This is a genomic window from Gemella sp. zg-1178 (assembly GCF_018790995.1).
Lineage (GTDB): Bacteria > Bacillota > Bacilli > Staphylococcales > Gemellaceae > Gemelliphila.
Window position 1 is genome coordinate 17,001 of the sequence record NZ_JAHKEI010000010.1, and the last position, 15,313, is coordinate 32,313.

Annotated in this window: 15 protein-coding genes and 1 other RNA gene; all 16 read left to right on the forward strand. The window is 27.4% G+C overall.

Annotated elements, in window-relative coordinates; translation table 11 throughout:
- The first annotated feature begins 29 nt into the window (after positions 1–29).
- The 16 genes from KMP12_RS04105 to KMP12_RS04180 all read left to right on the forward strand — a co-directional run bounded on the left by KMP12_RS04105 (position 30) and on the right by KMP12_RS04180 (position 15,265).
- Entirely contained in the window at positions 30–881 is an 852-nt protein-coding gene (locus tag KMP12_RS04105; RefSeq protein WP_215756476.1) for a hypothetical protein, read from the forward strand.
- Positions 882–885: 4 nt separating this feature from the next.
- On the forward strand, positions 886–1,629 hold the full coding sequence (locus KMP12_RS04110) for a hypothetical protein (protein ID WP_215756477.1): 744 nt from the start codon (positions 886–888) through the stop codon (positions 1,627–1,629).
- A 192-nt stretch (positions 1,630–1,821) separates the two neighbouring features.
- Positions 1,822–2,604: a TerC family protein gene (locus KMP12_RS04115; RefSeq protein ID WP_215756478.1), complete on the forward strand. Its 783-nt coding sequence runs from the start codon at positions 1,822–1,824 to the stop codon at positions 2,602–2,604.
- A gap of 80 nt (positions 2,605–2,684) precedes the next feature.
- Positions 2,685–3,026: a thioredoxin family protein gene (locus tag KMP12_RS04120; protein ID WP_215756479.1), complete on the forward strand. Its 342-nt coding sequence runs from the start codon at positions 2,685–2,687 to the stop codon at positions 3,024–3,026.
- 160 nt (positions 3,027–3,186) lie between these two features.
- On the forward strand, positions 3,187–3,618 hold the full coding sequence (gene mraZ, locus KMP12_RS04125; protein ID WP_215756480.1) for a division/cell wall cluster transcriptional repressor MraZ: 432 nt from the start codon (positions 3,187–3,189) through the stop codon (positions 3,616–3,618).
- 11 nt (positions 3,619–3,629) lie between these two features.
- The gene (rsmH, locus tag KMP12_RS04130; protein ID WP_215756481.1) at positions 3,630–4,562 is read left to right on the forward strand and encodes a 16S rRNA (cytosine(1402)-N(4))-methyltransferase RsmH; all 933 of its coding nucleotides are present in this window, start codon (positions 3,630–3,632) and stop codon (positions 4,560–4,562) included.
- A 19-nt stretch (positions 4,563–4,581) separates the two neighbouring features.
- The gene (locus KMP12_RS04135) at positions 4,582–4,908 is read left to right on the forward strand and encodes a cell division protein FtsL (RefSeq protein ID WP_215756482.1); all 327 of its coding nucleotides are present in this window, start codon (positions 4,582–4,584) and stop codon (positions 4,906–4,908) included.
- The gene (locus tag KMP12_RS04140; RefSeq protein WP_215756483.1) at positions 4,909–7,116 is read left to right on the forward strand and encodes a penicillin-binding transpeptidase domain-containing protein; all 2,208 of its coding nucleotides are present in this window, start codon (positions 4,909–4,911) and stop codon (positions 7,114–7,116) included.
- Positions 7,117–7,126: 10 nt separating this feature from the next.
- Positions 7,127–8,101 carry a phospho-N-acetylmuramoyl-pentapeptide-transferase gene (gene mraY, locus KMP12_RS04145; protein ID WP_215756484.1) on the forward strand — a complete coding sequence of 325 codons (975 nt, stop codon included), beginning with the start codon at positions 7,127–7,129 and terminating at the stop codon, positions 8,099–8,101.
- Positions 8,101–9,465: a UDP-N-acetylmuramoyl-L-alanine--D-glutamate ligase gene (gene murD / locus KMP12_RS04150; RefSeq protein ID WP_215756485.1), complete on the forward strand. Its 1,365-nt coding sequence runs from the start codon at positions 8,101–8,103 to the stop codon at positions 9,463–9,465. Before mraY ends, murD begins: the two co-directional genes overlap by 1 nt.
- A gap of 1 nt (position 9,466) precedes the next feature.
- On the forward strand, positions 9,467–10,312 hold the full coding sequence (locus tag KMP12_RS04155; RefSeq protein ID WP_215756486.1) for a cell division protein FtsQ/DivIB: 846 nt from the start codon (positions 9,467–9,469) through the stop codon (positions 10,310–10,312).
- Between the two features lie 209 nt (positions 10,313–10,521).
- Positions 10,522–11,871 carry a cell division protein FtsA gene (ftsA, locus tag KMP12_RS04160; RefSeq protein WP_371821663.1) on the forward strand — a complete coding sequence of 450 codons (1,350 nt, stop codon included), beginning with the start codon at positions 10,522–10,524 and terminating at the stop codon, positions 11,869–11,871.
- Positions 11,872–11,892: 21 nt separating this feature from the next.
- Positions 11,893–12,987, forward strand: coding sequence for a cell division protein FtsZ (gene ftsZ, locus KMP12_RS04165; protein WP_215756488.1), 1,095 nt, complete (start codon positions 11,893–11,895; stop codon positions 12,985–12,987).
- A gap of 76 nt (positions 12,988–13,063) precedes the next feature.
- Positions 13,064–13,420, forward strand: a transfer-messenger RNA (tmRNA) gene (gene ssrA, locus KMP12_RS04170).
- A 201-nt stretch (positions 13,421–13,621) separates the two neighbouring features.
- Positions 13,622–14,167, forward strand: a complete 546-nt coding sequence (locus tag KMP12_RS04175; protein WP_215756489.1) for a helix-turn-helix domain-containing protein — start codon at positions 13,622–13,624, stop codon at positions 14,165–14,167.
- Positions 14,168–14,176: 9 nt separating this feature from the next.
- A complete protein-coding gene (locus KMP12_RS04180; protein WP_215756490.1) occupies positions 14,177–15,265 on the forward strand; it encodes an ABC transporter ATP-binding protein in 1,089 nt (362 codons plus the stop codon).
- The last annotated feature ends 48 nt before the right edge of the window (positions 15,266–15,313 follow it).

Genomic DNA, 15,313 nt, shown 5'->3' on the forward strand with positions numbered 1-15,313 from the left:
ATTTAGATAGATAAAAATAGAGGTTATTTATGACATTACAATTCAAAGAATTTAGAAAAAAAATAGCTCGTAAAAAATATTTAGATTTAGATTTTACACTAGAAGAAAACTCTTCATTAACTATAATTAATGACAATGACAAAGTATTAGAATTAATAAAAAAAGTATTTAAGAGAAGTTTACGTTATGATGGTAAAGTATTTATAAACGAAAAAGATATAAAAAAAATTAAAAACTATTATCCATATTTTAAAAATAATATAGGATTTTATAATAATTTTTCCCTATACCAAAACTTAAAAACAAGTTTATCCTTATTTAAAATTAAGTATACAAAAAAACAAATATTAGAAATTTTATCCTTAGCAAATTTGGATTATAAGTCTAATTACGCTAAGTTAGATTTATCTTCTAAAGAAAAATTTAGTATATTATTTTCGTCATTAGTATCTCAAAAAATATTTATAGTAGATATAACGGATACAAAATTAAATGTTAAAGACATGGCTTATATAACAAGTTTTCTAAAAAAAGAAATAGCCAAAAACAATAGAAATATAGTCATATTATCTAAAAAGTTAAATGACCTTGGTCTTTTATGTGAAAAAACTTTAGTTATTTCAGAAGATAAACAAGTTTATTTTGATGATACAAATAAACTCTCTGTGATTAAAGATTTAGTTGTTTTAGAAATTACAGACTACAAAGAAGAAGATTTATATAAAGATTTACATTTTGATTTTAAAACTATTGATAAAAAATTAATAATTAGAAGAGATAACCTAGAAGACGCCCTGTATTATTTTGTAAAATCTAATATTGAAGTATTAAATATAAGTGATTTTAATGAAGATGCAGATTTATATGAAGTAGAGGAGTAGTTAGATGTTAAAAATAGAGATTTTAAAAGTTTTAAAAAGAAAATTAAATTATATTTATTTTGTATTCTTGCTCCTAGTAAGTGGTTTGTCAGCATATAAGTACCAAAGTATAATAAATTGTTTAGAAGTAGATTTTGAAACTTATTTGTATAATTATGTTTTGAAAGTTTTATTAATTCTAGTTGCTTTTATTTTAGGGCTTAATATAATATTTAGTTATAGAGAAGACTATAAGACTAAGGTAAATAATATTATTTATAACTCAAAAGTAACTAATTTTTCAAATATCTTTTCTAAGCTACTTGTTAATTTTATTAATTTTACATTATATTATTTCTTAATATTAGCTATAAATCTAGCTTATTTCCACTACATAAAAATTTTCGATTTAATATCTTTTTTAAAGAATGTGAATTATTTATATAGTTTGGGATTAGCTTGTGCAATATTATTATTTGTTGCTAATTTTGTTTTGTTTATTCTATCTATGTTCAATAATACAAATTTGGCAGTAGCTATATCTTTATTATTCTTTGCTGGTTCAAAATATGTTGTAGCTTACTTAGTATCTTTTAACAATATATTCAAATATTTAAAATATACATTTACAGATATTCATAATATTGCTATTGCACAAATATTTTTAGAGCAAAAAAATACATTACTTTTAACAATCATAACTTTAATTATAAATTCACTTATTTTGTTTTTACTATCACTAATACTAAAATGGCTTAAGCAAAAATAATTGACAAGTATTAAAATTTTAAATAAAATATTATCATAGTTCCAAAGGGGAGTAACTTAACTCTTTTGAGTTTCTGATATCGTCATTACATAGATAAAATTCTATCGGTATTAGAGATAACGTTGTTATTTAGTAAGACCTTTGCTTTTAATTTAAAAGCGGGGGTCTTTTTATATTTTGAAAGGAGAAAAAATGGACACACAAATTTTAATTCAATACCTTATAGTATTATTAAGTTTAATATTATTGGAGGGCTTATTATCAGCTGATAATGCGATAGTCTTGGCAATAATGGTAAGGCATTTACCACTAATTCAGCAGAAAAAAGCACTTATGTATGGTTTGGTTGGGGCGTTAGTATTTCGTATTATAGCTATTTTCTTAATTACAGTTTTGGTTCAGTATTGGCAAATACAAGTAGTGGGTGGCTTATATCTATTATATATGTCTATCACACACATAAAAGAATTTTATAAAAAATTAAACGCTTATCAAGAATACGAAGAAAATGGAAACACAAAAAATCAAAGTGGTTTTTGGGATACAGTAATAAAAGTAGAATTAACTGACATTGCATTTGCAGTTGATTCAATTTTAGCGGCAGTTGCCATAGCCATAACACTACCACACATTTCAGAAACTTCAATAGGCGGAATAAACTTAGGGCAATTTGTAGTTATGGTATTAGGTGGAATTATTGGTGTAATTATAATGCGTTTTGCCGCCAATATATTCATAAAAATATTGAATGACCAACCAGGTCTTGAACTTGCAGCCTTTTTAATTGTTGCTTGGGTTGGTATTAAATTGTTTGTAATTGCAGCGGCAAACAAAAAATTAGGATATTTACCACATGAATTTCCACATTCAACTTTATGGACAGTAATTTTTTGGGTTGTTTTATTCGGCTTACTTTTATTTGGAATTTGGTATTCTAAAAAATTAAATAGTAAAATTAATGAAATTAATAAATAAAAAGTGAGCAAATATTTTGCTCGCTTTTTTTATTTATCGTAAAATTATTTTTATAAATATTAAATTAAGGAGATATTCTTATGTCGTTTAACGAATATATAAAAGATTTTCAAGTTATAAATTCTTCATACTTAGAAAAGTTAATAGAAGAAAAAGAAAAATTAATAGTATTTTTAGGTAGGTCAACTTGTCCTTTCTGTCAAATATTTGCACCAAAAATAAGTAAAGTTTCTAAAGATTTAGCAAAACAAACTTTCTTCGTAAATACAGAAGATTTTACCGATGAGAACTTAGCTATTTTTAGAGAGAAGCATAATATAAAAACAGTTCCAGCTTTATTTGTTTCTAAGAAAGGAAATACAAAAGTAGTTTGTGATTCTTCTCTTTCAGAAAAAGCAATAATTTCTTTTATAGAAGAATAATTAAAAATCTTAAATTCTATTTTATAGAATTTAAGATTTTTTTATTTTTTAGAAAAATAAAATAAAAAGACAAATTTTAAAAAAGTTTAATATTTTTTAAAATAATAGTGGAAAAAAGTGGGGAAGTGTGGTAAATTATATATTAAAGGTGGTGAGACGCGTGTTTATCGGTCAATATAACAATAAAATGGATAATAAAGGGCGTATTAGTATGCCTGTTAAATTCAGGGAAGAACTAGGAAATACATTTATTGTAACAAGAGGACTTGACTCTTGTTTATTTGGCTATACGCTTCAAGAGTGGCAAAAAATAGAAAGTAAAATTAAGTCGCTACCACTTACAAAGAAAAATGCCCGTGCCTTTCAACGTTTCTTCTTCTCTGGTGCAGTAGAAGTTGAAGTTGATAAACAGGGTCGAATAAATATTCCACAAGCACTAATTGAACACGCCAGTTTAGAAAAAGAATGTGTTGTCAATGGAGTATCCAATAGAATTGAAATATGGAATAAAGAAAAATGGCAAGTACAATTACTTGATAGTGAAATTACTTTTGAAGAAATGGCAGAAGAACTTGAAAATTTTGATTTTTAGTGGGGGATATTATGTTTAAACATTATAGTGTGCTACTTCATGAAGCAATAAGTGGACTAAATATAAAAGAAAATGGAATATACGTTGACTGTACTCTAGGAGGAGCAGGACATAGCTTAGAAATTTTAAAAAAATTAAAAAATGGAAAATTGTACGCATTTGACCAAGATGATTTGGCAGTTTCTAATGCAAAAATTAAATTGAAAGATTATGAAGATAAGGTAGTATTTATAAAATCAAATTTTGAAAATTTAAAATTTGAATTAGCTAAATTAGGAATAGAAAAGGTAGATGGAGTACTATATGATTTAGGTGTTTCATCTCCCCAGTTAGATACTCCAGAACGTGGTTTTAGTTATAACTATGACACTAGACTTGATATGAGAATGGATACTACTTCAGAATTAAGTGCTTATGAAGTTGTTAATAACTATACCTATAATGATTTAGTAAGAATATTTTATCGTTATGGTGAAGAAAAATTTTCTAAGCAAATAGCTAGGAATATTGAGACGAGAAGACTAGAAAAAAATATAGAAACAACTTTTGAATTAGTAGATATAATAAAAAATTCAATACCTGCCGCCGCTAGGAGAAAAGGTGGACATCCAGCAAAAAGAATATTTCAAGCCATAAGAATAGAAGTAAATAATGAATTAGGTGTTTTAGAAAATTCATTAGAACAGGCAATAGATTTGGTAAATATGGGAGGAAGAATTTCTGTTATAACTTTTCACTCTTTAGAAGACAGGATTTGCAAACAAATATTTAATGAGCATTTAAAAGAAAAAGATTTACCAAAAGGACTACCTATAATTCCAACTGAAAACAAAACTAAATTAAAAAATATTACAAAAAAACCAATAACACCTAGTGATGAAGAATTAGAAGAAAATAATAGGTCTAGAAGTGCTAAATTAAGAATAGTAGAAGTGCAGAAATAACCTAAGAAAGGGAACAAAAGTGGCAACGTTAAAAGTATATAGTAGAGAATACGGAGTTAAGAAAATTGAAGAAAAGGTTTCACTTACTCGTTCAGAATTAACCATATATATAGCTTTTCCAATTACAGTAATAGTTTCAATATATATTATGTTAAGTTATGTAGGTGATATATATTCGCTTAGAAATTTAGAAACTAAAAATAATAATGAAATTAGTAAGATAGAAAGTAGTAATGAAGAACAAAGAGTTATAATAAATGACTTGTCATCATATGAAAGAGTAAAGAAAATCGCAGAAATGTTAGGAATGGCTTCACATAAAGATAATGTAAAGGTAGTGAGATAATTGAGAAAATTAAGAAAACTTTTAACTTTAAAATTTTTAGAAGATCAGCAAAGTATTGAGAATGAATCAAATATATCTAAAAAAAGAACAAAAATGATATTTACAACTCTTTTTGTTTTTTTCTTTGTATGGATACTTATTTATAATATTGGTCAAATGAGTTTTTTGGGAACTATTAGAGGGAAGAATTTATCTGAAATCGCAGATAAGAAGTATAAAATAGACTCGGTATTAGAACCAAATCGCGGGAAAATTTATGATAGAAATGGTAATGTTCTAGCAGATAATATTGAATCGTATAAACTTATTGCTGTAGTTTCTGATAAGGCCTCTGAAGGTTTAGAAGATGATGCACCTAGAAAACATGTTGTTGATGTAAGTAAAACAGCAGAAGAATTATCTAAATTAATTAATCTATCAAAAGAAGCTATTGAAAAAATTTTAAAAAATGATAAAGCATATCAAGTAGAATTTGGAAGTTACGGAAAAGATATTAATGTAGAAACTAAAAGAAAAATAGAAGATTTAAAACTACCAGGTATAAAATTTGAAACAACTACTAAAAGATATTATCCTAATGGATCTCTTTTAGGAAATTTTTTAGGATTTGCACAGACTTCTAGTGATGATAGTGATTTAATTGTTGGTAAGTTGGGGATAGAAAGAGTTTTTGATTATTATCTCAGAGGTAAGAGTGGTAGAATAGTTTATGCAAGAGATGCTTGGGGGAAAGTAGTATCTAATATTCCAGCAACAGAGGTAAAACCTGTAAACGGGGCAGATTTATATCTGACAATAGATAAAAATATTCAAGGTTTTGTTGACAACACTCTAAAAGATATTCATGATAAGTATGAACCAGAGAGTGCATTTGCAGTAGTTATGAGTGCCAAGACGGGAGAAATACTTGGTATAGGGCAAACTCCTGCATTTAATCCTAATACGAAAGAAAATTTAGACAAGGCATGGACAAATGCAGTTTTCAATTCAGCTGTAGAACCTGGTTCTACAATGAAGACTTTTTCTCTTGCAATAATGATGGAAAATAATATATTTGACCCAAATAAATATTACAAATCTGGTTCCTATAAAGTGTATGATACTACTATATATGACCATAATAAAAATGGATGGGGTACAATATCTTATAGACATGGTTTTCAAGAATCTTCTAATACACTAATGTTGACTATGCTTGAACAACTAGGAAGAGATAAATTTAAATTAGGTCTTGAAAAATTTGGTTTTGGTAAAAAAACTGGCTCTTTGTATGAAAACGAAGCGTCAGGACAATTAGCTTTTAATAATGTGGTGTCAGCTTCTACAAGTGTGTTTGGTCAAGGTAGTACAGTAACTCCAATTCAAATGTTACAAGCAGAAACTGCAATATTGAATGAGGGAAATATGTTAAAACCTTACTTTGTAAAAAGGATACATGATAATTACCAAAATATTGATGTCAATGTAGGTCGAAAAGAAATTGTTGGTAATCCAATATCAAAAAATACCGCTGAAAGAGTTAAGGAAGAATTATATGGAGTAGTCAATGGAGAATGGTCAGCTGGGGGTAAAAAATATAGGTTAGATGATTATGTTGTAGCTGGTAAAACTGGGACTGCCGAAGTGGTTAATCCTGAAACAGGAGTCTACTACAAGAGTACATATAAAGTTATGCATTCATTTTTAGGTTATGCCCCTAGTGATAATCCTGAAATAGTTGTTTATGCAGTAATAAAATTACCGAGTAAAAAAGAAAATGAATCTTATAGCAATTCTGTAAAAGAATTATTTAATCCAGTCATGCAAAGTAGCTTAGACTATCTTAATATAAAAAAAGTTAACGAAAATATTTCAAAAGATACTTATTCAATAAATAACTACATAGGTAATAATATTAATAATAGTATAAATGATTTATCTACTAACACTAAAAATATAGTAGTTTTAGGTTCTGGAAATAGTGTAACAAATCAATTTCCATCTGCTGACAATATTGTTAATAAAAACGACAAGGTATTTTTATTAACTGAGGATACGCAATACATTTTACCAAACTTTAAAGGTTGGTCAAAAGCTGATGTTTTAAGATATGCAGAGTTGGCAAACATAAAAATTAGTATTGAAGGGAATGGCTATGTAAAAGAACAATCTATTTTACCTGGAAAGTATATTAAGCCAGATGAAGAACTAAAATTAAAATTATCTTAAGGAGAAAAAGATGAATATACAATTTGGTATAATAATATTATTTTTTTCATTTTTTGTAACAGTATTATCACTTCCAAGATTAATAAAATATTTGCACAAATTAAAATTTGGACAAGCTATTAGAGAAGAAGGTCCTAAAAGTCATATAAAAAAACAAGGTACGCCTACAATGGGGGGCATATCTTTTATAATAGCAATAACATTAACATTAGTTTTAGCTTCAATATTCAATGTAGAAAATATTAAATATTACTTTATTTTAATTTACACTACATTGTCATTTGCATTTGTAGGTTATATTGATGATATTCTTATTGTTGTGAAAAAAAAAAATAATGGACTATCTCCTAAAAAAAAATTATTTTTACAAATTTTATTTTCTGCAATTTTTTATATACTAATAAAAATCAGTTATGTAGAAGTTGATTATATAAATATTCCATTTATAGATTACAAGATTAATATGTATTTCTTATATATGATATTCGTTATTTTTTGGCAAACAGGATTTTCAAATGCAGTAAATTTAACTGACGGTCTTGACGGATTGGCAAGTAGTGTAACTATAATTACAACATTTGTTTTTCTACTATTTAGCTATAAAGAAAATAATTATCCAATTTTTATATTTTGTTTAGCAATAATAGGTGGCTTGTCTGGATTTTTAATTTTCAATAAAAAACCAGCAAAAATATTTATGGGAGATACTGGTTCTCTTGCACTTGGTGGTATTCTTGCAGCTATATCAATAATTTTACATAAAGAAATTGCATTTCTTTTTATAGGTTTAGTATATATATTAGAAACCATATCAGTTATGATTCAGGTTATATACTTTAAAAAAACAGGGAAAAGAATATTTAAAATGGCACCACTTCATCATCACTTTGAATTATCAGGTTATGGGGAAGTTAAAACAGTATATTTATTTGTAATAATAGCTTGTATATCTTCGCTTATAGGTTATTATTTAGGAGTAGTGTAATGAACATTGAAGAATTAGAAAAAATTAAAAACAAAGTAGTTTTAGTGTTGGGCTTTGCAAGAAGTGGCTATAAAACAGCTCTTGTATTAACTAAATTAGGAGTAAAGGTTGTTTTAAACGCTAGTGAAGATTTATCAGAGGATACTGAAGCACTTAGTTTAGAAAAATTAGGAGTTAAGATTATCTCTGGAGGACACCATCTATCTTTATTAGATAAAATAGATTTAATAGTTAAAAATCCAGGAATACCTTATAATATAGAAATAATAGAAACAGCAAAAAATAAAAATATTCCAATAATAACAGAAATAGAACTAACAAGTTTACTTTTTAATAATAGAATAATAGGCATAACGGGAACTAATGGGAAAACAACAACTGCTAAACTAATTTATGAGATGTTAAGTCTAAAAAATAAAAAAGTCAAATTAGCGGGTAATATTGGATTTCCTGCCATAGAGGTAGCTTATGAAAATGGAGAAGATACAATTTTAGTTACAGAAATATCTTCTTTTCAACTTAATGGAACAGAGAAATTCAAGCCATATATAAGCCTTATTACAAATTTAGGAGAGGCACATTTAGATTATCACGGTAGTAAAGAAAATTATCAAAATATAAAAAAAAGGATATTTAAAAATCAAGATAAAAATGATTTTTTAGTTTTAAATATACAAGATAAAAATAATTATGAAGTAGAAAAGATAAATGCAAATATAATTTATTATAGCAGTAAAAATGATAAAAACGCAGATGCTTATGTTGAATCTGGCTGGTTAAAATATAAGAATACCGATATATTTGAAATATCAAAAGTAAAACTTCCAGGCCAACATAATTTAGAAAACATAATAAATGCTACTATTGTAGCTATATTAGAAAATGTATCTATTGCTGATATTCAGAAAATTGTGTATAATTTTATAGGAGTGGAGCATAGACTGCAGTATATTGGAGACATAGATGGTGTAAAATATTATAATGATTCAAAAGCAACTAATCCTGTGTCTACACTAAAAGCTCTATCAGGTTTTGAAAGAAATGTTATTTTAATTGCAGGTGGTAAAGATAGGGGAATAAATTTTCAAGAACTTGCTTCTGAATTGCATAAAGTTAAGTTGCTTATATGTTTCGGAGAAAGTAAGAATATCCTTATAAATCTTGCTAAAAAAAATAATATTAAGTATATTGAAGCTAGTAAAGTTGATAATGCTGCTATCATAGCTTTTAAAAAATCTGAAAATGGAGACACAGTATTGCTTTCTCCCGCTTGTGCCTCTTGGGATCAGTATAAAAATTTTGAAGTAAGAGGTCAAGAATTTATTGATACCTTTAATAAAATAAAAAATAAAGAGTTGAATTAAAATGAATTTAAAATTTAATAAAAATAACTTTTTGTACAAGGCAGAACGTAAAAAGAAGTTTATAAGTGCTGTAGATAAATACAAAAACAAAAGAAAAAAAGAAACAACTATACTATTATCAATATTAACAATCTTATCTGCTATATTTATATTTTTCAACAGTAGCCTAGTAAAATTAAAAAACATTAATTTACAAGGTAATGTCCAGGTAGAAAAAGAAAATTTATTAAATGAAGTAGGAATAAATAATAATGTTAAAATTTGGGAAGTTGATGAAGATAATGTAAAAGATATAATATTAAAAAAATATAATATTGTATCTGAAGTTAATATTCAAAAAGAATATTTTCAAACTATAACTATTGCAATAAAAGAAAAAAAATTATTAGCTTTGGAAAAAAATGAGGATAATTCTTATAGTGTATTAATGTCTGATGGTCAAATATATGTAGGTAAGGTAAGCAACAGTAATAGTTTGCCTATTATTGAAAATTTTAACAATGAAGAATTTAAAAAGAATGAAATTTTAAATAATCTTTCAAACTTAAAGGTGGAAGTTTTATCTCAAATTTCAGAAATAACACCAGATAAACATAATAAAGATTTATCCATAATATATATGAGAGATGGTCAAAAAGTTAAGGTAACTACATCAAATTTTTCAGAGAAATTAAATTATTATTTTGAAATGGAAAAACACATAACAGATAAGACTAATACAACCTTAAATTTAGTCAATGGAGCTTATGTAGAAACTGAAAAAACTATAACTCAAAAAGAGTCAAAAATTAATAATTTATTAAAAAATAATATAAATATAAAAAATAATTCAACAAAAACTAATTAAACAATAAATATATAAAATCTTGTAATAGAAAGTCACTCAACAGGGTACGTCTTTTTATTACAAGTGTGTAAAAATATAAAAAAATTAAAAAAAAATTTGTATTTTCGTACTTTTTTTAATTGTTTTATGTTATAATCTATTGTATGTAATAATAATTGGCGTAATAGTGTCAATTTCATTATAAAATAATGGGAAATTTTAAGGAAGGAGTGTCTAACTTGAGTTCACAATTGTACACTGCACTTGATCTTGGCTCATCTAGTATAAAAGTAATAATAGCTGATGTAGTTTATGAAAAATTAAATATATTGGGTGTTGGTATTGTTAAAACTAATGCTATAAAACGAGGCAATATAGTTGATGTGGAAACAGCCGCAAAAGATATAGAAAAAGCATTAGATATGGCTAAAAGTGAAGCTAATAAAGATATTAGATCTCTTTATGTAGCAGTTCCAAGTATTCACACTCATATTAAGAAAAGTGTAGCTGAAATTAAATTTGATAATAAACACGATATTGACGGAAGAGACATAGAAGAGGTAATCGAAGAAGCAAAAGTTCTTCCTTTACCAAAAGAAAGAGAAGTAGTTCAGATAATTCCTGATTATTATAGAGTTGATGATATAGAGCATATTACCCAACCAAAAGGTATGACAGGGCATCATGCTTTTGAGGTTACTGGAAATAGAGTTATGACATCAAAAACACATTTACATACTATTTATAAAAGTATAGAAAAATTAAGAGTTGACTGTAATGAAACTTTTATAACTTCTCATTCATTGGGGGAACTTCTTATAAGTGACGAAGAAAGAGATTATGGTTCGGTTATAATTGATATTGGAGCAGGATTAACAACTGTAAGTTATTATGAAGACAATATATTACAATTATCTCAATCTATAGAACTTGCTGGAGATGATATTACTCGTATGATTTCTGATGTTTTAAATGTTTCATTTAAAAAAGCTGAAGAAATAAAACATAATCAAGGTCATAGTTTTTATGATTTAGCATCTAGTGATATAATAATAGACTTAGATAATTTAGAAGCTGACGAAGAACCCTTTACTCAAAAAGAACTATCTGATTATATAGAAGAAATAGTTGAAGAAATAATGCTTAGAGCTTTTGACGTTTTAAGAAAATTTGGTATAAATAGAGTAAAAGGAAATGTTGTATTAACTGGTGGGACAACATTAATGCCTGGTGTATTAGAATTAGCACGTGATATGTTGAAAAAAATGAATGTTAGAATTGGCACTCCAAAAATAATAGGAGCAAATTCTCCAGAATTATCAGTAGCAGTTGGAACCCTAACAAGTAGTTACAATATAGAAAAATTATTTGGATATCAAAGTTTTGCTGAGGTGGCTATAATAAAAGAAAGTACAAATACAGTATTTGAAGACATAGAGGAAATAGAAGAAATTGGAGTATCTTCAGTTGAAACAGACAAAAATTCAGATGAATATTATGAAGATGAATATTATGAAGAAAAAGAAGAAGCAAGTGTTTTTGGAAAATTTAGAAAAAAATACAGTTCATTCTTTGAATAAGATTTAGGAGGATAAATTATAATGGTAAATAGCTTTTTAGATAGCGAATTTGGGCAAACAGCCAATATTAAAGTAGTGGGTGTTGGTGGTGGCGGTGGTAACGCCGTTGACAGAATGGTTGAAAGTGGTTTGCAAAATGTAGAATTTATTACAATTAATACAGATGCACAAGCTTTAAGACGTTCAAAAGCAGATGTAAGAATTCAAATAGGAGAAAAACTTACAAAAGGGTTAGGAGCTGGAGCGAATCCTGAAATAGGACGCAAAGCAGCAGAAGAAACAAAAGATAAAATAGAAGCTGCTTTAGAAGGTGCAGATATGGTATTCGTTACTTCTGGAATGGGAGGAGGAACTGGTACTGGCGCCGCACCTATAGTTGCTAGTGTAGCCAAACAATTAGGAGCTTTGACAGTTGGTGTTGTTACACGTCCATTCAATTTTGAAGGTAAAAAACGTCAAGTACAATCAACAGCTGGGATTAATGCGCTTAAGGGAGCAGTTGATACACTTATTGTAATTCCTAACGAAAGATTACTTGATATTGTAGATAAATCTACTCCTATGATGCAGGCCTTTTTAGAAGCAGATAATATTTTACGCCAAGGTGTTCAAGGTATTTCTGATTTAATAAATGTATCGGGTGCAGTTAATTTAGACTTCGCTGATGTTAAAGCTATTATGTCAGATCAAGGGTCAGCCCTAATGGGCATTGGTGTAGCTTCTGGAGAAAACAGAGCTGTTGAAGCCGCTAAAAAAGCAATTTCATCTCCTTTACTAGAAACTTCAATTGTAGGAGCAAAAGGAGTATTATTAAATATCACAGGTGGACCATCGTTAAGTTTATTTGAAGCACAAGCAGCTGCAAGTATAGTTCAAGAAGCTAGTGATGAAGAAGTAAACATGATTTTTGGTACAGTTATAAATGAAGAATTAGAGCAAACTGATGAAATAATTGTTACTGTAATTGCTACTGGTTTTGATGAAGATAAAAATGATAGAGATTTATCTCAAAGAGCTAACATTGCATCAACATCATTTACAAGTAATTACGCTAAAGACGAAACAGAATCAGAAATGTTTCCTCGTCCTCGTAGAACAAGAAGAAGAGAATTGTAATATTAATTTAGGTGAAGAACTATTTAGTTTCTTCACTTTTTTTTGAAAGTATGTTATAATAACTAAGTTATATTCGGGGGATGTTTAGGATTCGACAGGGGCATTGGTCTGTTTGATTGCACGTAAGAGGCTCGGCTCTTTAAAAACGAAACAGTTTAAATATAACTGACAACAATAAATCATTAGCTTTAGCAGCTTAATTGCTAAAGGCTGGTTAATTGGTTTGACTATGACTAATATAACTGGTTCATTTAATAATAGTCTATAATTTATTACTTCCGTTTGCAGTGATAAGTAAGAATTTAATCAAACTCGTTTTTTACAGCCTGTTTACTGGCATAAGTAAAAAATTAAATTTAATAGGTAAACTAAACGTGTAGAAGTTAAATAGAGGTGTTTTTGGACGCGGGTTCAAATCCCGCCATCTCCATAAAATATCTATTTTCATAATATGAAAATAGATATTTTTTTATTTTATAAATAAAGTATTGATTTTTTAAAAAAAATAATATAAAATAATTCTTGTTAAAAATAAACAATAAGTTTTATTTTACTAAACTTTATAAACAATAAGTTTTATTATACTTAACTAAGTATACATAAAGTTTTTTAATACTAAACTAAAAGGAGAAAAATGTATTCAATAGGCTATAGATTAAAAAAATTACGTATTCAAAAAGGATTAACTCAAGAAGAATTAGGAGAAAGAACAGATTTATCTAAGGGTTATATATCCCAAATAGAAAGAGACTTATCATCTCCATCGATGGAAACTTTTTTTGATATACTTCAAGTATTAGGTTGCGAACCAAAAGATTTTTTTGATAAAAAAAGTGCAGAACAACAAATTCTTTATAAAAAAGAAAATCAAACACTTTATGAAGAAACAGATGATTATTATAAATTGAATTGGCTGGTGCCAGAATCAAATGAAAAAGAGATGGAGTCTTTGATATTGACCTTATCAAGTAAGAGTAGTTATAAAACTTTTTCTCCATCTGAATCGGACACTTTGTGCTATATCTTAAAAGGAAAATGTATGTTGACCTTTGGTGAAAAAGAATATGTTGCAGATACCAACGAAACATTTTATTTTACGGCTACGGATAATCATACCTTATCAAATCCTTTTGAAGATGAGTGTAAAGTATTAATAGTAGCGACAAATTCATATTTATAGGAGGAAAAAATGACAAATATTGTTGAATTTAAAGATGTATCAATGTCTTTTGGTAATAATAAAGTTTTAAAAAATATTGATTTAGAAATTGAAAAAGGAAAATTTTACACATTATTAGGCCCCAGTGGTTGTGGTAAAAGTACAATTCTAAAATTAATTGGTGGTTTCTTACAACCTACAAGTGGTCAAGTAAAAATTTCTGGAAAAGTTGTTAATGATGTTTCAGCAAATTTACGTCAAGTAAATACTGTATTTCAAGACTATGCCTTATTTCCTCACATGAATGTTTTTGAAAATATTGCTTTTGGATTAAAGGTAAAAAATGAAAAAAAAGAAATAATAGAAAAAAAAGTAAAACAAGCTTTAAAATTAGTAAACTTATCTGATTTTGAAAAACGTGAAATTTCTGAAATGAGTGGAGGGCAAAAACAACGTGTTGCTATTGCTAGAGCCATAGTAAATAAACCTGAAATAATTTTGTTAGATGAATCGTTATCAGCTTTGGATTTAAAACTTCGCCAAGAAATGCAATATGAATTACGTGAATTACAACAACAAACAGGTATAACATTTATTTATGTAACTCATGACCAAGAAGAAGCATTGGCGATGAGCGATTATATTTTTGTAATGAATAATGGAGAAATTCAACAAAGTGGTAGTCCTTTAGATATTTACGACGAACCAGTAAATAGATTTGTTGCTGATTTTATTGGCGAATCTAATATAGTAAATGCGGTAATGTTAGAAGATTATTTAGTTGAAATATACGGCAAAGAATATGAATGTGTAGATGCGGGCTTACCTAAAAATAAAAGAGTTGAAGTTGTAATCCGTCCAGAAGACTTAGAAATTACTTCAGTAGAAAAAGGAAAAATAAAAGTTGTTGTAGATACCCAACTATTTAGAGGAGTTCATTATGAAATTTGTTGCTTAGATGATCAATATAATGAGTGGATAGTTCACTCTACAAAAGCAGCAGAAGTAGGAAAAGCTGTTGCTCTTGATTTTGAACCAGAAGCAATTCATATCATGGTTCCTGGAGAAACAGAAGAAGAGTTTGATGCACGTTTAGAAGCATACGAAGAGGAGGAATAAAAGTGTTTGATAAAAAGATACGTTCATTTTTTATTGTTCCTTACGCGT

Coding starts and splice junctions, on each gene's coding strand:
- mraY (WP_215756484.1), top strand. CDS start 7,127: ATGAATATACAATTTGGTATAATAATATTATTTTTTTCATTTTTTGTA.
- murD (WP_215756485.1), top strand. CDS start 8,101: ATGAACATTGAAGAATTAGAAAAAATTAAAAACAAAGTAGTTTTAGTG.
- KMP12_RS04180 (WP_215756490.1), top strand. CDS start 14,177: ATGACAAATATTGTTGAATTTAAAGATGTATCAATGTCTTTTGGTAAT.
- KMP12_RS04110 (WP_215756477.1), top strand. CDS start 886: ATGTTAAAAATAGAGATTTTAAAAGTTTTAAAAAGAAAATTAAATTAT.
- KMP12_RS04175 (WP_215756489.1), top strand. CDS start 13,622: ATGTATTCAATAGGCTATAGATTAAAAAAATTACGTATTCAAAAAGGA.
- KMP12_RS04105 (WP_215756476.1), top strand. CDS start 30: ATGACATTACAATTCAAAGAATTTAGAAAAAAAATAGCTCGTAAAAAA.
- ftsZ (WP_215756488.1), top strand. CDS start 11,893: ATGGTAAATAGCTTTTTAGATAGCGAATTTGGGCAAACAGCCAATATT.
- KMP12_RS04120 (WP_215756479.1), top strand. CDS start 2,685: ATGTCGTTTAACGAATATATAAAAGATTTTCAAGTTATAAATTCTTCA.
- rsmH (WP_215756481.1), top strand. CDS start 3,630: ATGTTTAAACATTATAGTGTGCTACTTCATGAAGCAATAAGTGGACTA.
- KMP12_RS04115 (WP_215756478.1), top strand. CDS start 1,822: ATGGACACACAAATTTTAATTCAATACCTTATAGTATTATTAAGTTTA.
- KMP12_RS04155 (WP_215756486.1), top strand. CDS start 9,467: ATGAATTTAAAATTTAATAAAAATAACTTTTTGTACAAGGCAGAACGT.